The organism is Hymenobacter terrestris (assembly GCF_013377905.1).
Taxonomy (GTDB): domain Bacteria; phylum Bacteroidota; class Bacteroidia; order Cytophagales; family Hymenobacteraceae; genus Hymenobacter; species Hymenobacter terrestris.
Window position 1 is genome coordinate 1 of sequence record NZ_JABKAV010000034.1, and the last position, 18,949, is coordinate 18,949.

15 protein-coding genes are annotated in these 18,949 nt (G+C 62.2%); 7 read left to right on the forward strand and 8 right to left on the reverse strand.

What is annotated here, in order from left to right:
- Positions 1-62: 62 nt before the first annotated feature.
- The 5 genes from HW556_RS11825 to HW556_RS11845 all read right to left on the reverse strand — a co-directional run bounded on the left by HW556_RS11825 (position 63) and on the right by HW556_RS11845 (position 6,611).
- Positions 63-1,559: an ArnT family glycosyltransferase gene (locus HW556_RS11825; protein ID WP_176900255.1), complete on the reverse strand. Its 1,497-nt coding sequence runs from the start codon at positions 1,557-1,559 to the stop codon at positions 63-65.
- Between the two features lie 53 nt (positions 1,560-1,612).
- A complete protein-coding gene (locus HW556_RS11830; protein WP_317170517.1) occupies positions 1,613-2,536 on the reverse strand; it encodes a glycosyltransferase family 2 protein in 924 nt (307 codons plus the stop codon).
- Positions 2,537-2,572: 36 nt separating this feature from the next.
- Positions 2,573-3,307, reverse strand: a complete 735-nt coding sequence (locus tag HW556_RS11835) for a class I SAM-dependent methyltransferase (RefSeq protein WP_176900256.1) — start codon at positions 3,305-3,307, stop codon at positions 2,573-2,575.
- Positions 3,308-3,536: 229 nt separating this feature from the next.
- A complete protein-coding gene (locus HW556_RS11840; protein WP_176900257.1) occupies positions 3,537-4,289 on the reverse strand; it encodes a glycosyltransferase in 753 nt (250 codons plus the stop codon).
- Positions 4,290-4,319: 30 nt separating this feature from the next.
- The gene (locus HW556_RS11845; RefSeq protein WP_176900258.1) at positions 4,320-6,611 is read right to left on the reverse strand and encodes a hypothetical protein; all 2,292 of its coding nucleotides are present in this window, start codon (positions 6,609-6,611) and stop codon (positions 4,320-4,322) included.
- A 187-nt stretch (positions 6,612-6,798) separates the two neighbouring features.
- Between HW556_RS11845 and HW556_RS11850 the strand changes: the two genes are divergently transcribed.
- The 3 genes from HW556_RS11850 (at position 6,799) to HW556_RS11860 (ending at position 9,401) form a co-directional block, all read left to right on the forward strand.
- Positions 6,799-8,193, forward strand: coding sequence for a hypothetical protein (locus HW556_RS11850; RefSeq protein ID WP_176900259.1), 1,395 nt, complete (start codon positions 6,799-6,801; stop codon positions 8,191-8,193).
- Between the two features lie 60 nt (positions 8,194-8,253).
- The gene (locus HW556_RS11855) at positions 8,254-8,793 is read left to right on the forward strand and encodes a hypothetical protein (RefSeq protein ID WP_176900260.1); all 540 of its coding nucleotides are present in this window, start codon (positions 8,254-8,256) and stop codon (positions 8,791-8,793) included.
- Positions 8,794-8,867: 74 nt separating this feature from the next.
- On the forward strand, positions 8,868-9,401 hold the full coding sequence (locus HW556_RS11860; RefSeq protein ID WP_176900261.1) for a hypothetical protein: 534 nt from the start codon (positions 8,868-8,870) through the stop codon (positions 9,399-9,401).
- A gap of 88 nt (positions 9,402-9,489) precedes the next feature.
- Here the strand turns inward: HW556_RS11860 and HW556_RS11865 are convergent, their stop codons facing one another.
- Together HW556_RS11865 and HW556_RS11870 are read right to left on the reverse strand one after the other, a co-directional pair.
- Complete coding sequence (locus tag HW556_RS11865) at positions 9,490-11,328, reverse strand: hypothetical protein (RefSeq protein WP_176900262.1); 1,839 nt, start codon at positions 11,326-11,328, stop codon at positions 9,490-9,492.
- A gap of 80 nt (positions 11,329-11,408) precedes the next feature.
- Positions 11,409-12,134, reverse strand: coding sequence for a glycosyltransferase family 2 protein (locus HW556_RS11870; RefSeq protein WP_176900263.1), 726 nt, complete (start codon positions 12,132-12,134; stop codon positions 11,409-11,411).
- A gap of 213 nt (positions 12,135-12,347) precedes the next feature.
- Between HW556_RS11870 and HW556_RS11875 the strand changes: the two genes are divergently transcribed.
- The 4 genes from HW556_RS11875 to HW556_RS11890 all read left to right on the forward strand — a co-directional run bounded on the left by HW556_RS11875 (position 12,348) and on the right by HW556_RS11890 (position 15,680).
- Positions 12,348-12,875 carry a 3-hydroxyanthranilate 3,4-dioxygenase gene (locus HW556_RS11875; protein WP_176900264.1) on the forward strand — a complete coding sequence of 176 codons (528 nt, stop codon included), beginning with the start codon at positions 12,348-12,350 and terminating at the stop codon, positions 12,873-12,875.
- 114 nt (positions 12,876-12,989) lie between these two features.
- On the forward strand, positions 12,990-14,267 hold the full coding sequence (gene kynU, locus HW556_RS11880; protein ID WP_176900265.1) for a kynureninase: 1,278 nt from the start codon (positions 12,990-12,992) through the stop codon (positions 14,265-14,267).
- Between the two features lie 132 nt (positions 14,268-14,399).
- On the forward strand, positions 14,400-15,071 hold the full coding sequence (locus HW556_RS11885; RefSeq protein ID WP_176900266.1) for a rhodanese-like domain-containing protein: 672 nt from the start codon (positions 14,400-14,402) through the stop codon (positions 15,069-15,071).
- Between the two features lie 15 nt (positions 15,072-15,086).
- Entirely contained in the window at positions 15,087-15,680 is a 594-nt protein-coding gene (locus HW556_RS11890; protein WP_176900267.1) for an alpha-ketoglutarate-dependent dioxygenase AlkB family protein, read from the forward strand.
- Between the two features lie 102 nt (positions 15,681-15,782).
- Here the strand turns inward: HW556_RS11890 and HW556_RS11895 are convergent, their stop codons facing one another.
- Positions 15,783-18,434 (reverse strand): TonB-dependent receptor, encoded by a 2,652-nt coding sequence (locus HW556_RS11895; protein WP_176900268.1) that lies wholly within the window; start codon positions 18,432-18,434, stop codon positions 15,783-15,785.
- Between the last annotated feature and the right edge of the window lie 515 nt (positions 18,435-18,949).

Below are 18,949 nucleotides of genomic sequence, written 5' to 3' on the forward strand. Positions count from 1 at the left end.
CTGGCCAAGCTGAACTAGCTCACCCAAGTTGCGGAGAGCCTGCTAGCCAACCGCCGGCAAGCCTAACGACGCGCGCCGAGGCGCAGCGTCAGGCAGGAATCGGACTGTACCAACACGGTTGTCTGGAAACTTTGCTGCCAAGCCTGAGCGGCTTTCTGGCCACATACGGCTACCGCCTCGCCGGGCTGGGCTTCGTCGCGCTGCCAAGGAGCCAGCCGCCGTACGCGGTGGCCGTGCTGGTATTCGGCCGCCAGCCGATAGAACTCCGGTGCATCATTAAACGAGCCGTCGGTGCCGATGAGGTAGTCGCGGAGCTCGGGTAGCTGCTGCCACTGCTGGCGCAGGTGGTGGCCGTACACCAGCTGGTGATTTTCGAACCGGACTTTGGAAAGCTGGCGCAGGTACTGCAGCTGGTTCAGATAAGGAAAAGCCGCCAGTGCCAGCACCCCACCCAGCCGGGCCGCGTAGCCTATCGGCCGTCCGGTAGCAGCCTGCGCCAGCCGGAAAGCTTCGGTGAGGCCCGCCGCCGCCAGCAGGGCCAGCAGCGGATAGGCCGGCGCATCGTACCACGCCAGTTTGGTTTGCGAGAGCGAGAGCACCAGGTAAAACGAGCCGGCTACGGCCGTTACCACTCGGCTCAGCCACCAAGCGCTGCTTCCGCGCGGTAGCCACCACCCCAGCCCAGCCCCAGCCAGAGCCGGCAGCAGCCAGAGCGCAAACTTGCTACCGGCCAGCAAATCGAAGTAATAGCTGAACGGCTCATAGTGGCCCTCCAGCTGCTGGCCTGCTGGTCCGCCCACTTCGTATTGCCATACGGCCGCCAAGTACCCCGCAGCAACCGCTTCGCGCACTGTGTACCAAACGGCCGCTACCACCAGCACCAGCGCAGCCGCCAGCCAGGGCGCAGGGCGCCGTAGCCGGTGGCCGCTGCCCGCCAGGACCAGGGCCAGCAGCAGCCCGGGGCCGAACATAGCACCGGCAATGCCCTTGGTTAATACAGCCGCAGCGAAGGCGCCGCCTGTAGCCCAGGCCCAGCGTGCCCGGCCCGTGCGCAGGTAAGCCAGCCAGCTCACCACTCCCACGGTCGTGGTCAGCGTCAGCAGCGCATCAAAATCGGCGGTGCGGGCTACATGAAAGGTTATGTAGCCGGGGCTGGTAAGCAGCACCAACCCAGCCAGCAGGCCCGCCAGATGGCTACGCAGCCAGTGCGTAGCCGTTGCGTACACTATGCCCACGGTGGCTAGCGCCGCTAACGCCGCCGGCAGCCGCAGGCCCAGCTCGGTGGGCCCCAGCAGCCGAATGCTAGTGGCCAGCAGCCAAGTCCAGAGCGGAGGTTTGCTGTTCCAGAGGTCGGGTTCGCCCATATAGCGCACTACCAGCCAGTCCTGATGCACCAGAATGCCCAGCGCGTCGAGGGCCGTACGCGCCTCATCCCACTGCTGCACCGGAAAGGAAGTGAGCTGCCAGAACAAGGGGAAATAGGCCAGCAGCAATAGCAACAGCAACGGACCGTAGCGCTGCCAGGACCGTAGCGAGGAAGAAGAAGCAGGAGAAAGCACCGGGGAATATAAGCGTAAATGCTGCTCGAATCCGTCAGGCCGGCATGGGGCTTTTAGGCTTCCTCCGACACGATGTAAAGGGGCCGCTGGCGCACATTGGCCGAGAGGCGCGAAATATACTCACCGATGATGCCCACCGAAATCAGCTGGACGCCGCCCAGAAATAGGATGCTCACCATCAGCGAGGCCCAGCCCGGCTGGTAATCGTGGCTGAATAGGCGGGCGTAAAGTGTGTAGAGCATTACCACAAAGGCCAGACCCGATACCACAAAACCGCTGATAGTGGCCATTTTCAGGGGCACATCGGAGAAGGCGGTGATGCCGTCGAGGGCCAGATGCAGCATTTTACGGTAGGTGTAGCCGGTAGCTCCACCGGCCCGCTCGGCCCGATCGTACTCCAGGTAGGTCTGGCGGTAACCGATCCATGAAATCTGGCCCCGGATAAACTTGTTCTGCTCCGGCATCTGGCGCAGGGCCTCCACCACCTTGCGCGAAACCACCCGGAAGTCGCCCGTATCGACGGGGATGGAAATGTGGGTAATACTCACCAGCAGCCGGTAAAACAGCTTGGCCGTAAGCTTTTTGGCGGCGCTTTCGCCCTGGCGGCTCCGGCGCTTGGCGTACACCACTTCGTAGCCTTCGCCCAACTTCTGGTGCAGCGCCGGAATCAGCTCGGGCGGGTCCTGCAGGTCGGCATCAATAATAACTACGGCCTCCCCAGTGGTCCGGTCGAGGCCGGCCGTCACGGCAATCTGGTGGCCGAAGTTGCGGCTGAAATCCACGTAGCGCACCCGCTCGTCGCGGGCGGCCAGCAGCCGGATAAGGGCCAGCGACTGGTCGCGCGAACCGTCGTTGACGAAGATCAGCTCGTAGCCGCCGGGCAGCGCCATCGGGTCGAGCACGCCCCGCAGCCGCTCGTAGAGCGCCGCAATGTTGGCTTCCTCGTTGTAGATGGGGATGATAACGGACAGATCCACGGCGGGAGTAGATGATGAACTAATGAAACGGAAGACCTATTTCGCGGCCGTAGCGCTGGCAAATACGCTGACGCCGAACGGCACCGCTACCTTTTTACTGAGCTGATTTTCCAGTTTCAGCAGGTTCAGCAGCAGCTTGTTGGTGGTGGGCGGCAGCGTCAGTAAGTCGCCCTGGGGGCGGGGGGGCAGTACGCGCTGCAGCAGCCGCACGGCGGCCGTTGGGAAGTACAGCAGATTGTTCCAAAAGCCTAGGTGCTGCACCCGGAAGCCGTTGGCTTGCAGCGCCTCGCGCAGGTGGCGGCGCGAGTAGCGGCGGAAGTGGTGGTTTACCACATCGTGCTGGCTCCAGAGGTAGGCGTGGGCCGGTACGAACACCAGCAGTTGCCCGCCAGGGCGCAGCACCCGCCGCCACTCCTTGAGCGCGGCCTGCTCGTCGGCAATGTGTTCAAGCACATCGGAAGCAATAACCAGGTCGAAAGACTGGTCGGGGAAGTCAAGCCGGGCCCCGTCCATTACGTGTACATCGGGCAGGCCCCGCTCCTTGGCCAGCGCAATGGCCGGCTCGCTCACATCAATGCCAGTTGCGTGGGCATAGCCAGCTTCGCGCAGCTGCCGCAACAGCGGCCCGCCCGAGCAGCCAATTTCCAGCACGGCGGCCGACTTCGGGAGCTGTAGCTGCTCAATCAGCTCCCATACCATGTGGCGGCGGCCCGCAAACCACCAGTTCTGCTCTTCCAGGCTGTGGTACTGGGCTTCGTAGTGCTTGTCCATCAGAAATAGGCGGGTACCAATCAGGAAAGCGGCCGGCCCGATTGTCCGCCGGCCGCTTAAGTAGGCAAATATAGCGGGGGCGGAAAAGGAAATCTTTTTTCTACAGAGCGCCGGCATTGGCTTCCGGTGGACGAGTAGCGCACGCCCGGCAGGCTGCCACCTTATCCTGGCAGGAGCCGTGCATCTGGTTTGCGCCTGTCCGGGCCGTGGCGGCGGCTAGCTGGCAGCGCTATTCGCGGGGCTGGCTTACGGGGCTGACCGGCAGCACCGGCGGAGGCCGCCGCACTATGCGCAGTAAGTTATAACCCTCGCGCAGTAGCAGGCCTAGGGGCATGCGGCTGAAGACGATGCTGGGCCGTAGCTGCACCGGCACGGGCCGCACCCGCAGACCCGGCACCCGGGCAGCCCAGTACAAAAACTCCAGATCGAAGAGGTAGCGGTCGACCTGCGTTTGCAGAAACAGGGCTTTTCCAGCCTGGTTGAAGCCTTTCACGCCGCACTGAGTGTCGGTAACGGGCAGGCGTAGCAGATGGCGGGTGCAAAAACGCAGCGAGCGGGAAATAACGGTTCGTACGGCCGGTACCTGCTCGTAGTAGCTCTCGGTGCGGGCCCCCACGGCCACATCGCACTGGTCAGTCAGCAGGGCGCGCACCACATCGGCCACGCCCTGCGCCTCGTACGGAAAGTCGATGTCGGTGAACAGGCAGATGGGGTTCCGGGCTGCCGCTATGCCGTGGCGCAGCGCGTAGCCTTTGCCGTGGTTCTGAGCGTACGACGAATAGTGGAACCGGGGCAGCTGCGCGGCCAGCAGGTCCAGATCGGACGGCGTGGGCGGGTGAGCCGAACCATCGTTGACCACGTGCACCGTAAATTCCACCTCCGGCAGATACCCCTGTAGCGCCGTCATGCTCCCGATCAGGTTAGCGGCCCAGTCGGCGGGCGGGTTGTAGCAGGGCAGCACTAAATCGACTGGAACGGGCATAAAGCAGCGAAAAGAAAGTGCCGGGGCAGCTTAATCTTGTAAAGGAAAGTTGTTTTTAAAGGTCCGGCCGGGCACGGGCTGGTCGTACACATCGGTGTAAGCGGGCCGGATGAGCAAGTTGGCCGCCTCAAACGGCTCATCGCCTTCCAGCGTCACTTCCAGCCGGTTACCCGGCTGCTGCGGCCGCAGCTTCACCGCCGTTTGTACCCAGCCGCGGTACACTTCGAGGCTGTGCCGGGGCAGACCATCCTGCTCACTTACCGGCTGCCCGGTTTGCGCGTCCAGCTCCCGCACTTTCAGGATGGGCAAGGTGCTCATGCCCTTCAGCCGGACCCAGACCGACACCGCATAGTGCGTGGTATCCTGAGCCTGCGGAATCGAACCCTCGAAAAGCGGTACCAGGCCGCGGCCTTTCAGCGAGCCGCCGCCGAATGGGGTGAGGGCCGCCGGCTGGGCGGCGGGCCAAGTGCGCCGCAATACATCGGGGCGGGCAGGGGCAGTGGCGGCGGCGTCGAGGGCTGCGCGGCGGTAAGGGGCGGCATCGAAGGCCGCCAGAGGCAAGGAGTACAGCCGCACCGCCTCATCCTGGAGCAGCAGCCGGCCCAACGACACCAGGTGCTGCTCGGCCGGCGTCAGGTTTTCGTTGGTAACGAGCAGCAGCAGGGGCTTGCGCGAAGGGAAGTCGCCGATGATAGTTTTCGGAATTACGGGAGCCGACAGCAGCTGGGCCGACGCCAGGCCCTGCGCCTGGGAGGTGCGCGACATGGCCGAGGCCACAATAGGCAGGCCCGAACGCAGCGAAGCCCGCATAGATTCGTAAGCCGACCCCGGAATGTCGTTGGTGCCGAACTGCTCGGGCCCCAGCAGGAAATACGGCAGGGGCAAAATGGCCTGGTAGTCGCCGTAGGGCAGCTTTTGCCAGGCCGTAAACCGGATGAACGGCTCGGGAGAATGCAACAGGGCCTGGTAGGAGTAGCGCGGGTTCTTGTTGGTGTCGCGGATTCGCTTGGTCCAGGTGGCGAAGTTGGTGCGGGCTTCCCAGGCCCACACGACCACAATCAGCAGCAGAAAAGTGCGGGCAAACCGACCAGCCCCATGCAGGCGCAGGTAGCGGCCCAGCTGATAGAGGTAGAACACGGCGTACACCGTGAAAAAGTAGTAGAATATCCAGGCGAAGCGGCCGATTGAGCGGAACTGCTTGAGTGGTTTTACCCAGTCCAGCAGTCCTTCGAGCCCAAAAATAAAGGGTACTCCACACGCAAACAGCAACGTGAGCAGGCCCGCGTACAGGCCAATGCGCAGTGGCTCGGGCAGCACCGGCACCAGTACCAGCCGCAGCCGGCCGCGCCGCAGGTAGCCCAGGACTTTAACAGCCGTGAGAACCAGCACCAACAGCGCCACTAGTCCCACGTAGGCCCAGCCTTCGCCCGTAGTTTCGGGGGTATGGAAAGCCACGCGCCAGAACGAGGCCAACGGATCGAGGTTGGGGAAGAAGACGCTGGCAAAGCTGGCGCGGTATACCAGAAACCCGTAGGGCGTGGAAGGTCGGTCGGCCACCGAATCGGTGAGGGCCATGAACACCTGGAACAGCACCACGGGCAGCACGGCCGCCACCGCCACCCGCCCGATAAAGGCCAGCGGGTAGCCGCCGGCCCGGCGCTGGGCCAGGGCCACCAGCGCGTAGGCCAGGCCCAGCAGTGCCCCCAGTAGCAGAAAATACGGGTGCAGCAGCCCGGCCAGTAGCCCTACGGCCACATAGCCCAGCAGCGGCCCCCAATTGCGGGGCGCATCGAAGGCCCGCACCAGCGCATACCAGAGCAGGGGCACCACGCACAGGTAAGCCAGCCCGTAGTGGCCCATCCAGCGCATGAGCTGGGGCGAAAGAAAACTGATGAGCAGCGCGCCCACCACCGCCGGAGTGGCCGGTAGCAGCAACCGCCGCAGCAGCAGGTACACCACCACGGCCGTAACCACCAACGACAGGTACAGCAGGCCGTTCGTCAGGCCCAGGGCCCAATCGGCCGCGGGAAGGCCCCAGCCCTGCAGCGTGGCCAGTGGCACACCCAGCAGCGGCTGACCATCGGCATAGGTCAGGTGCTCGCCATAGGGGTACAGCATCCCGGTAAAGTGGGTGCCCTGCCCATAGCGGGCGTGGTAGAGCAGCGTGTAGTAGTTTTTGGTGGCGTCGCCGTCGCCGGCAAACACCGTTTGGCCCGGGTGCAGCAGCAGCGGGCCCAGGGCCCAGTACATCAGCCCCAACGCCAGCAGCACCAGCACCAGAATGGGCACCAGATGGGGCCGTTTAGAAACAAAAGCGGGCAAAACTACAGGGGGCTATAAATAGAAGGCAACAACGAGCCAAATATAAGGCTGCCCCGCACAACTAACCGGCCCAGCGGAGTTGGGGCAAAATGTTCCGGCTAATCTGGCGGCGCGCTTCCTATCTTTGGCCGGCCAACCGCTCGCGGGCGGCGCGCTCCTATCGGCCTCCTCCTATGCCCCCGTTTTTATGCTGACTCTGCGCCGTGCGGGCACGTCGTTTTTCTGGCTGCTGCTGGCCGCGCTGGTGCTCATCAGCGCCGGCCTCTACAACGGCTTCCCGCTCGTCACCTCCGACACGGGCACCTACCTCAACAGCGCCATTCATTTCGATGTACCCGACGACCGGCCCCTGACCTACGGGCTGTGGACGGCCGCCACGGGGCTGCGCAAAAGCCTGTGGCTCGTGATTTTCGCGCAGGGCCTGCTGCTGGCTGCGCTGCTGTGGCGCACCACGGCCGTGTTTGCGCCCCGCCTGCAGCACCCGGCGGGCCGGCTGGCGCTGGTGGCCACCGTGACCTGGCTCACGGGCGTAGCCTGGTACTGCAGCCAGCTGATGCCCGACATTTTCACGGCCGTTGGTCTGCTGGCCCTGGCCCTGCTACTGCTAAGCCGGCCAGCCTGGCCCGAGCGCTTGGCCTTGCTGGCCGTGCTGCTGCTGGCGGCCATCATGCACTCTTCCAACCTACTCACGCTGCTGCTCACGGTGCTGGCCGTGGGGGTGGTTGGCTGGTGGAAGCATCTGTTTGAGCGTGGCGTGCTGCATCGGCCTACTTGGCTGCTCACGCTGGCCGTGGCGCTGGCCGGCTGGATAGTGCTGCCGGCTCTGCACGCGGGCTTCGGTGGTGGCTTCACGCTGTCGCGCGCTTCTTCGGCCTTCCTGATGGCGCGCCTCTCCGAAAGTGGGGTGCTAGAGAAGTTTCTGGCCGACAACTGTGGCCCCGGCAACCAGTACCGGCTCTGCGAGTTCCGCGACCAGTTGCCCAACGATGCCATTACGTTTATGTGGGATGCCAGCAGCCCGCTTAACCGCACCGGCGGCTGGAGTGCCAACCAACCCGAGTACCAGCGCATACTCCGCCAGATAGCGCTTTCGCCCCGCTACTACCCGCTACTGATTTCCGAAACTGTGCAGGCCACGCTGCGCCAGCTCACCCATATCGGCCACGGCGACGGCCTGACACCCTTCCGCGAAAATACCAACCCCTACTGGAAGGTGGGCGAGTACGCGCCCTACGAGCTGAAGGAATACATGTCGTCGTTGCAGAACCGCGACCAGCTGGACTTTACCACCCTTACCGAGCGCAGCTATAGAGCGCAGTTGCTGGCCCTGCTGGTGCTGGGCCTGGGGCTGCTGGGGCCCGCCCGGAGCCGGGTAGCCCCGGCCCTAGTGGGCTTCGTGGTGGTGTGCGGCCTCGGTATTGTGGCCAACGCGCTGGTAACGGGCGGGCTGGCCAACGTGCTCGACCGGCTGCAGGGCCGCGTGGCGTGGCTGCTGCCCTGGGCGGCGTTGCTGCTGCTGGCCCAGCACGTGCCGCTGCCCGCCCGCTGGCTGGGTTCACTGGCCGGGTCGGCGCGGGCCTAGCCGGCGCGGCCCGCCGCCAGGTTGCTTTTATTTTCTCTTCGTCCCTTTTTTCTTCTTTGTATGAAACCCCTCTTTTACCTCGGCTTGGCCCTGAGCCTGGCAGCTTGCTCCAGCCCTTCTTCCGATACCGCCGCCACTGATGCCGGAGTGCTGGCCCACAACGATTTCGAGTCGCTGGCCGGCTGGCTGCCCGACGAATCGGTCCTGACTAAAGATCAGGCGCGTTCGGGCAAATATGCCATTATGGTAGACCCAAACCACGAATTCAGCCTCACCTACAACACGCTGCTGGGCAACCTGAGCGAGCACAAGCCACGGGGCCTGCTGGTAGAAGCCTGGGTGTACCTGCCCGACGACAAAGCCACGGCCCAGCTGGGAATGCAGGTAGTGGACCCCGACAAAAACAACGAGCCGACTTTCAGCGACGGGGTTGCCCTGGCCGAGGTGGTGAAGGAATACAAGCAGTGGACGAAGGTGAGCAAGGAAATTGTGCTGCCCCCCAACGCGACGTACAACCAGCGCGTCAAAATCTTCCTCTGGCGCTCCAACGCCGCTTCGCCGGTGTACCTCGACGATCTGACGATTAAGGTGCTGGAATAGGCTGCGCAGCCCGGCCGGGACTACCAGACCAGCCGGGTTTTACCGCTTGCTTTCCGTCATCATTCCCCGCACTTATGAAGCTATTGCTCTCCGGCCTGCTGCTGCTCACGGCCGCCTGCTCCTCCGAAACAAAGCCGGCTGCGGCCGACCCGACCCTCATCACTCACAACGATTTTGAGGCCGCCCTGGGTTGGGCCGCCGACCCGGATGCCGTGAGCAAGGTGCAGGCCCATTCGGGCCGGTATTCCATCTTCGTTGACCGCACGCGCGAGTTTAGCCTGACGTTCAACGCGCCCCTGTATCGCACCGTTTCGTTCCGGCCGCGCAGTATAGCGGTGGAGGCATGGGTGTACCTGACCGACGACAACTCGACCGCCCAGCTGGGGGTGCAGCTGGTCAAATCTGCCACCGATAACACGGAGCTGTTCGGCGACGGCATCAAGCTGCAGGAGGCGGCCAAGGTGCACAAAAAGTGGGTGAAAGTGAACAAAACCATCGTGCTGCCCGACAGTGTAAAGCCCACTCAGCACCTGAAAGTATTTCTGTGGCGCTCCAACGCTACCTCGCCGGTGTACGTGGATGATATTACCCTAAGGGCTGTTGAGTAAAGACAGTTCAGACCCCAATAAGCTGAATGAAAAAGGGCCGCTATGCAGTGCATAACGGCCCTTTTTCATTCGGCTTAATCGTTACCGTTCAGTCCGTTACTTCCACCGGAAAGCGCAGCTTCACTGGCCAGTCGCGGTAGTTTTGGCTGATCAGGCTGATTTCGAAGGTGTAGCGGCCGGGCCGGGTCGGGGTTTGCAGCGCCAGGGTCTGGGTCCAGGGGTGCCACACGTCGAGCTCCAGCGGCGTGGGCACCGGCGCGGCATCGGCCGGCCAGTCGCCGTTGCGGTAAAAAGCAGTGCGCAGCATGGTGGGGTGCTCAATCCAGGTTGCCGAGTGCAGCGGCTGGTTGGCCGCCGGCACGGCAACGCGCACCCGAATAGTGTGCTGCTGGTCCGCCGCCCAGCCCGTTGGCGTTGCATCGGGCAAGCTGAGCGTTACACCGCGGTTGGCCTCAATGTAGGCAGTCAACCCGGCGGCATCCTGCGGCGGCGAGGAGTTGAGCCGGCGGTAAATGGTGTTGGTCGGGAAGCGCACATAGCGGGCAGACATTTCGGCTGCGGGCAGCGCCTCAAAGGGGCCCAGCAGCATGCCGGGCTGGCTGCCCTGCTGGGCCAGCGCGTCAATATCCCAGCCCACCTGAATGGTCTGCACCGCGTCGGGGCTTTGCTGGGCGCTGCGGATCAGGGTTTCGCTGGCCAGCGCCCACCAAGGCCAGCCCGCCCGAATCTGGTGCGGGTCGATGTTGTTGGGGTAGAGCAGGAATTTGCGTTCGGGAAACTGCTTGGTGTAGGCCAGCACGTGCGTAATCCACTGCTGATACGCCGTGTAGGGTGGGTGGCGCTGCCAGATCAGGTTCAGGCGGGCTACCAGCACCACGGCCAGCACCACCGCTATGGTGGCGGGGGCCCAGCGGGGCCAGCGCAGCTCCAGGGCCGGCAGCAGCTCCAGGGCCAGAGGCACGGCCACAAACAGCGTAAGCGGCAGGTAGAAGTTCCCCAGGTAAGCCAGTTCGGTGTAATCGGGCCGGGTTACGCTGATGATGAACACGTAGCCCCCTACAAACCCCCACATCAGCAGCAGCCGCAGCAGTGCCAGCCGGGTGCCCCGCCGCAGGTAAAACACCGTCAGCAGTACCAGCAGCACGGGCAAAGCCACAAATTCGGTGCGGCTCAGCTCCCAGAAGGTATCGAAGCTGCTCAGCGAAAAGTAATCCGGAAAGTACCGCTTCAGGTTTGGCCCGAACGTATTCTGGGTGGTCTCGTACGAGCCGGGCGGTACAAGCAGCGCCCGTAGGCCATAGCTAAGCAGCCCCAGTAGCAGCAGGCCATAATACAGCGGGTCGCGGAATCGTTGGTTCAGCAGCCAGTCGTAAGCCCACAGAAACAGAAAACCCAGCAGCAGCAGCGGGTGGGCAAAAATGGCCACCGGAACAAGCGTGGCCAGCGCCAGCGTACTAAAGCGCCGCTGCAGCGGTGCCTGCCGCGAGATACCAGCGTAGTAGAGCAGCAGCGCCACCAACCCCTGCGGCAACTCCGACTGCGCCCAGTAAAAGGTGCGCGAAGTGAGCAGCACAAAGCACAGGGCCACTACCAGCGCCACCTGCTCGTTACGAAACCAGTAGGCGCAGGCTAGCAGCACGGCCAGGTAGTAGCCCACAAACGCCACTGAATACACCCGCATCACCGCATCGAGCGGCAGCCCGGCCTTGATGGCCAGCAATGTGGGCAACTGCGTGACAATGGCCACAAACCGGCGATTCTGTACGAACACCCCCTCGGTTTTCAGGTAGTAAAACAGGTGGTAGGCCAGGTCGTAGTAGGCCGTGCGCTCCACGTATAAATGCCAGGCCAGCACCAGCAGGGCCAGCATGGTGGCAATGGCCAGATACAGCGGCAGGCGGGTAGCATAGCGTTTAGATAGCAGCATAACGGGAAGGGAGCAACAACAGAAAGCCACCGGGTGCGGCGGCTGGTAACACATCGCAAAAGCGAACGGGCCGGCAGACCTTACGCGCCCAGCAGCCCGTACTTGACGATGCAGTAGATAGCCCGGACTCCGTCGCGCCACCCAATTTTTTTACCCTCGGCGTAGGTGCGGCCGTAGTAGCTGATACCTACCTCGTAGATGCGCACGTTGGGCACCCGCGCCACCTTAGCCGTTACCTCGGGCTCGAAGCCGAAACGCTGCTCCTCCAGCTTGAGGCCCTGCACGATGTCGCGCCGGAACAGCTTGTAGCACGTTTCCATATCCGTTAGGTTCAGGTCGGTGCAGGCATTGGAGAGGAAGGTGAGCACGGCGTTGCCGATGCTGTGCCAGAAGAACAGGATACGGTGAGGGTTGCCGCCCATAAAGCGCGAGCCGTACACCACGTCGGCAAACCCGCGTAGCACGGGCTTTATCAGCAGGTTGTACTCTTCGGGGTCGTACTCAAGGTCGGCGTCCTGAATAATAACGTAGTCGCCGGTGGCCTCGCGGATGCCCGTGTGCAGAGCCGCGCCCTTACCCTTGTTCACCTGGTGGCGCAGCAGCCGCAGCCCCATCTCAGGGTATTTAGCCGCGTAAGCCTCAATTGTGGTCACCGACTGATCCGATGAGCAGTCGTCTACCAGGATTATCTCCTTGGTAATATCGTTCACCAGGCGCAGCTCACGCAGCAGATCCAGAATCTGGTGGATGGTACGGGCCTCATTATAAACGGGAATAACAATAGAGAGCGTGCGGAACTGGACCAAAATAGGAGCGGACAGGTGGCAGATGCGCCAAAGATAGCGGGGACAGCTAAAAAGCAGCTTATTTTTTGCCGTTCCCGCGCCCTTGCTGGGTCAGGCAGGGCACCAAACCGATACGCCCCCGGCCCTGCCGGCCTATTTTTTGTTATTTGCCACCGAGGGCCCCACCCCTGCCTGCATCCCGAAACTTCCACTACTCTCTCAGCCCCGCTACGCATGCCCATCGCCCGCCCGTTCAACTTTCAGCAGTGGATTGACGACCACCGCCACCTGCTCAAGCCACCCGTGGGCAACCAGCAGGTGTTTAAGGACAACAAGGATTTTATTGTGATGGTAGTGGGCGGCCCCAACGCTCGCAAAGACTACCACGTGGACGAGGGAGAGGAGCTGTTTCTGCAGCTCGAAGGCGACATGGTGGTGAAGATTATCGAAGACGGCCAGCCTGTCGACATCGAGATAAAAGCCGGTAGCATGTTCCTGCTGCCCGGCGGCGTGCCCCACTCGCCCCGCCGGCCGGCCGGCTCGGTGGGCCTGGTGCTGGAGCGCTACCGCACGGCCGGGGAGCTCGACGGCTTCCAGTGGTACTGCGAAAACTGCGGCCACCAGCTGCACGAGGAGTTCGTCGAAATCACCGACATCGTGGCCCAGCTGCCGCCCATCATGGACCGGTTTTGGGCCTCTGATGAGAAGCGTACCTGCACCGTATGCGGCACCTACATGGAAGCGCCCGCCACTGCGCCGTAGTCCATACGCACTGTCTGGCTCGCTTCACCTGCATAAATCTGTGCCAAGCAGGAGGCCATAATCCTGCGGGCGGGCGGCTAGGCGGGCGGGGCTAAGGGTGGTATCTTTGCCTTGATGACGTTTGAACCCACCCTCGCTTTCGCCCGCCAGCTCGACGCCCAGGACCCACTGCGCGACTTCCGGCAGCAGTTTCTGATTCCGCCCGGCCCCGACGGGCAGCGCGAGTGCCTGTATTTCTGCGGCAACTCGCTGGGCCTGCAGCCGCGCACGGCCCGCGCCGCCGCCGAAGTGCAGTTCGCAAACTGGCAGAACCTAGCTGTGGAAGGCCATTTCAAGGGCGATTCGCCCTGGCTGCCTTACCACGAGCGGCTACAGGAGCCTTCGGCCCGCATTGTGGGCGCCAAGCCCCACGAGGTGGTGGTGATGAACAACCTCAGCACCAACCTGCACTTACTGCTCATCAGCTTCTATCAGCCTGCTGCCACCCGTTACAAGGTGCTCATGGAAGGCGGCGCATTTCCCTCAGATCAGTACGCGCTGGAAACCCAGGTGAAGCTGCGCGGCTTCGCGCCCGACGACGCCATTGTGGAGCTGCAGCCCCGCACCGGCGAGCACACACTGCGCACCGAGGACATTGAGGCCAAAATTGCGGAACTGGGCGATTCGCTCTGCACCATCATCATGGGCGGCATCAACTACTACACCGGCCAGGTGTTCGATATGGAGGCCATTACCCGCGCTGGCCACGCCGTGGGAGCCATGGTGGGTTTCGATCTGGCCCACGCGGCCGGCAACGTGCCCCTGCAGCTGCACGACTGGGACGTGGACTTTGCCTGCTGGTGCTCCTACAAATACCTCAACTCGGGCCCCGGCGGAGTGGCCGGTGCCTACGTGCACGAGCGGTTCGCCGACCAGCCCGAGCTACTGCGCCTGGCCGGTTGGTGGGGCCACGACGAGAAGGAGCGTTTTCAGATGAAAAAGGGCTTCAAGCCCATGCATGGCGCGGCCGGCTGGCAGCTTTCCAATGGCACTGTTCTGTCGTTGGCCGTGCACGAGGCCGCCCTCAAAATTCACGACGAAGCGGGGGGCATGCCCGCACTACGCCGCAAAAGCGAGCTATTGACGGGCTACCTGGAGTTTTTCATCCGGCGTCTCGGACTGGGTACCGACCGGCTCGAAATCATCACACCCCAGGACCCCGCCCAGCGCGGCTGCCAGCTTTCGGTGCTGGTGCATCAGGGTGGCCGCGACTTGTTCGAGCACCTGATGGCCGTGGGCGTTATCGGCGACTGGCGCGAGCCGAACGTCATCCGCCTGGCCCCTACCCCGCTCTACAACACCTTCGAAGACGTGTTTCGGGTAGGCGAAGTACTGACCGAATGGGCTAAATAAGTGTCAGTACTCAGTTGTTTGTTGTTGGTTTATTCAGGTATAAGCCAGACTGCTGACAATCAACTTCTGAGAACCAACAACCGATAACAGATATATAGGCATCAAATCATGGCGGAAGATTTCCTGGCGAAAATGAGCCGTAAAACGGTGGCTGAGCTGCGCGAATACGTGGAGCAGCGCTACCAGTACCGCGAGGAGGCCGTGCTGGCCGCCCTTGCGGAGCTGGAGAGCCGCGGCCTGCCCGAGCCCGGCGCGGAGGCCCTGATAACGGAGTTGCGCGCTGGCCAGGAGCAGACCGAGCGCCGTGATGCCGTAGTACGGGCCGAGGCCGACGAGCAGGCGCAGGCCCGCCGCATATCGCGCGGCGAGGCTTCGCCCGAGGCCGCCGAAGCCACCGGCCCCCAACTGTTTTCGCTGGGTGCTATCACCATATTCTCGGTGCTGTTCAGCATGATTGCCGGCGGCGTGATGCTGGTGCTAAATCTGCGGGCCTTGCAGCGCAACCGGGCTGCGCTGCTCGTAATTGCTTTTGTTGTGGCTTACGTATTTGGCGGCGGCTACCTAGTGCTATGGCTGAAAAGCCTGTACGGCGAGCAGGTGAACTGGATGGGCTCGTTCTTCAACCTGCCGGCTATTCTGGTGTACAACCTGTTTTTCTGGCCTCGCTACATTGGGCGGCAACCCTATCGCAGCCGCTCCTGGGTGGCTCCGCTGCTCATTTGCGGACTGCTGCTGTTGGGCCTTTACTACCTGCTCGTGCAGTTGCACGGTGCCATGCCCGCCGGCATGCCGGGCACCCTCTAGTTCCGGCCGCTGCTTATGCCTTTGCAGCCTCTGCCCCTGCCCGCCGCTGAAGTACTGCTGGATCCCTCCTTCCTGACTCCGGCCGAAGCGGCGGCCCTGCTGGCCGAACTGACGGCGAGCGTGGCCTGGCAGCAAACGCCGATAAAGCTGTTCGGCAAAGACATAATGCAGCCCCGCCTGACGGCTTGGTACGGCGACCCCGAAGCCACCTATACCTACTCGGGCCTGCGCTTGGAGCCGCTGCCCTGGCTGCCTACCCTGCAGCAGTTGCGGATGCGGATAGAGGCAGCCACGGGCACCCGCTTCAATAGCGTGCTGCTTAACCTCTACCGCTCGGGCCAGGATAGCATGGGCTACCACGCCGACAACGAGCCCGAGCTGGGCCCCGCGCCCGCTATTGCCTCCCTCACGCTGGGCGCTACCCGCACGTTCCGGCTGAAACCCCGCCCCGGCGTGCCGGCTCAAGCGCTCAGCCTGCCTCTTACTGCCGGTAGCCTGCTGCTGATGCGCGGCCCCACCCAGCAAAACTGGCTGCACGCACTACCCAAAACAGCCCGCCCCGTTGGCCCCCGCCTGAATCTCACGTTCCGGCTGGTGATGGGAGGCTAACGGGCAGTGGCCGGGCAATGCGGTAATCCGTCTCTTCTCACAACAAAAAAACGCCCCCGCAACAATTGTTGCGGGGGCGTTTACATAGCGGTTAGCTGCTTCTTACTTTACGTCCAACTGCAGACCCAGGTACAGCAGGCGGCCAATTTGTGGGCCGCCATACACCTGAATATTGTTGGCATTGAAGATGTTGGAACCTCCGCCCTGGAGCGTGAGCCCTATTTTGGCGAAGCTGTAGCCCAGGTAGGCATCGGTTACGCTGTAGTCGGCGAGCTGGCCCACCGCGAAGGGCGTACCGTACTCGTGGCCCTGCGCCCAGCGGTAGTTGAGGGCGTAGCTCAGGTTGCTGACGACGGTGCCGCTGGCGCCTACGTTGTACTTGTGCTTGGGCGTGTTGAAATAGGTCTGGAAGTCGGCGTTCTGCACGTCGGTATCGTCCTGCACGTTAAGCGTGTAGTTGGCCGCCAGTTTCAGGGCGGGCGCGAAAGCGTAGGTCAGGCCCAGGGCTGCGCCCTGAGTGTTCACTTCCTGGTCAGCATTGGTCCACACCTGTAAGATGCGGCTGCCGGCTGCCCCAAACGAAGCCGGACGGCTGCCATCGGGGTTGCCGTTGAAGCGCTGGGCTCCGATGAAGTCGTTGTAGGAGTTGCGGTAGTAGTTCACATCTACGGCCAGCTTCTCGCCAATGGCGCCTTTGTAACCTACCTCATACGTGCTCAGGCGCTCAAGCTTCAGCGAGGCAACATCAATAGCCAATGGCCCGGCAGCACCCACTCTCGTCAGGCTGTAGCCCTGGAAACCGTTGTCTACGTTGCCCAGCAGCAGCAGCTGGCCCACATCGAGCCGGATGTACTGGTCGAGCTGCGTGGGCGAGCGGAAGGCGCGGCCGAAGCTGGCCCGGAAGTTATGCTGGCGCGTAGCACCTGCCGAATATACCACCGAAGCCCGGGGAGAGAAAGCCGGATCGAAGTTCTTGAAAGCATCAACCCGACCAGCCAACGCCACCTTCAGCCGCTCGTCGAGCAGCTTCTTGGTGAACTGGGCGTAGCCACCAAATTCGTTGTTCTGAATCCGGTCTTCAATGTCGCTGAACAGGTTGCCGTTGGAACCCAGACGGAATTTGCGGTAGGCCGCGCCCACAATCAGGTCGGCCGTTTCGGCCAGCCGGAAGTTGTACTGGGCGTTGCCTTCGTTGAGCAGCGAGCTGGGGTTGAGCCGCGCACCGCGACCGGGCGTTGCGTCGCTGATGATCTGGCTGCGCAGGTTGCGGAATTCGGCCGAGTTGGGGTCGAGCTGGAAAGCGCCCCCGTTCACCAGCGAAAAAGCCGTCTGTTGGGCCTGTTCGTTGGTCTGGCCCTTGCCACGCGAAACGGCATACTCGTTCAGGTAGGCCCCGAAGTAACGCTGGGCATACGTGGTGCCAGTGCCGGTAGCAATGGGCGAATTCTGGATAAACGAACCCAGCAGGTTCAAATCGTAAGATTCACCTCCAAAATCCTGCACCGACTGACCGCGCACAAACCAGCGGCTGCCCTTTATTTCGCCGTGGTACTGGTTGGTACCGAAGTCCTTGAACCGGTAACGACTGGAGCTTTGGTAGCTGGCCGTGCCGCGGCTGTAGCTGCCGCCTACAGTAACTTTAATGGTATTGGTAAGCAGATACGAAAACGACGGCTGCACCTTCAGCGACTTGGCCCGCTCGTCGGTTCCTACCAGCGTTTGCTCGGCAAAACCGGGCATGAACAGCGTTTTACCGCGCAAATCGGCAATTGGGTAGCTTGCCGGCACCGTAAAGGCCACGTCGCCGTAGTTGTTTACTGCATCGTAGCCCAGCGTCGAGCCCTGGTCATTGTTGCGGCTCTCTACCCGCCGGTCGGTAGCCGAGTAGTTATTGGCCAGCCAGTCGTCGGCCGTCAGGTAAGCACCCGTGACCTTGAAGGCAAACTTCTGGCCGATACGCTTAGCGTAGCGCAGCTGGCCGTCGAAAAGCTCACGCCCGCCGCCGCGCACCCGCAGCGTCAGGCCTTCGGTTACGAAGGGGTCTTTCGAGTTCTGAAGCAGTACGCCGTTGAAGGCGTTGGCACCGTACAGGGCCGAAGCCGGACCGTGGATTATTTCGATGCTTTCCGTGTCGATTTCGGGCAGGCCCTGGAGGTTGCCCGAGTTGATGTTGAGCGACGGCGACTGGGTGTCGAAATAGTCAATCAGCTGAATCAGGCGCTCCGATTTGGGCGAGTTGAAGCCTCGGGTACTGAGCGAGTTCATCAGCATGCTCGTGCCGTTCACGTCAATGCCCTTGAACTGGTTCAGGCCCACCTGCACATCGGGCGGCGGCAGGCGCAATACCTGCTCCGAGGTCACCTTTTCCACCGTTACGGGAGCCTGCAGAATGTTTTCCTCTTTCCGCGAAGCCGAAGCAATTACTTCCGCCGCCTGAATGGGGTTGGGCTTGAGCGTCACCTTGATACCGTTGTCGGGCTTGCTCAGCGTCAGCTCCTGGGTTACGTAGCCCACAAACGATACACTCAGCACGACCGGACCGTTGCTGAAATCGGTGCGCAGCTCAAAGCCACCGTCGCGGCTGGTGCTCGTACCGATAAAGGTGCCCTTGATAAAGATAGTTGCTCCGGGCAGCGGCTGCCCGGCATCCGTTAACACCGACCCGGTTACGGGCACTGCTTCCTGGGCACTGCTGGCCAGGCTCTGCCCCATCAGGAGTAGCAACAAAAGCAATAGATAGTAGGGTTTTCGCATGTAAGAAGAGAAAGTAAAAAAATACAAAAAAGCCCCTTCTGCCAGAAGGGGCTGCAAATATATAGTAGGCGTGCCGAATAACCTATCTACAAGTAATTGATTGCGAAAAGGTTGCACTTCGTTAATTAGTATTTATACGCGTTTTTTTTATGCGGAAAGGATATAGTCGGCGCGAAACTAGTAGCGCATATCGGATGGCCCGTAAAGCCACGGGCAGTCCTCGGCGCCCACCATATAGTAGCCGATGAGTACGACCTTACCAAGGTCTTTTGGAGCAGCCGGCACCCGCTCGCGGGCCGGTTGCCGCGCTAAATTGTAAACAAACGTGAGCCTTACCAAACGCCGCCGCTGCCGGGCCCGACGATGACGGGCATATTTCGGCTGTATTCCGCATAAAACTAAAGTGGGAGCAAGTATCATTGAAACGCAACACATAGTCAGGTACTTCTATTTATAGTCCAAAGTACGGGTGGTATCAGGTGAGCGGATTTAAAAAAAAGCCCCGTTGGGGAACT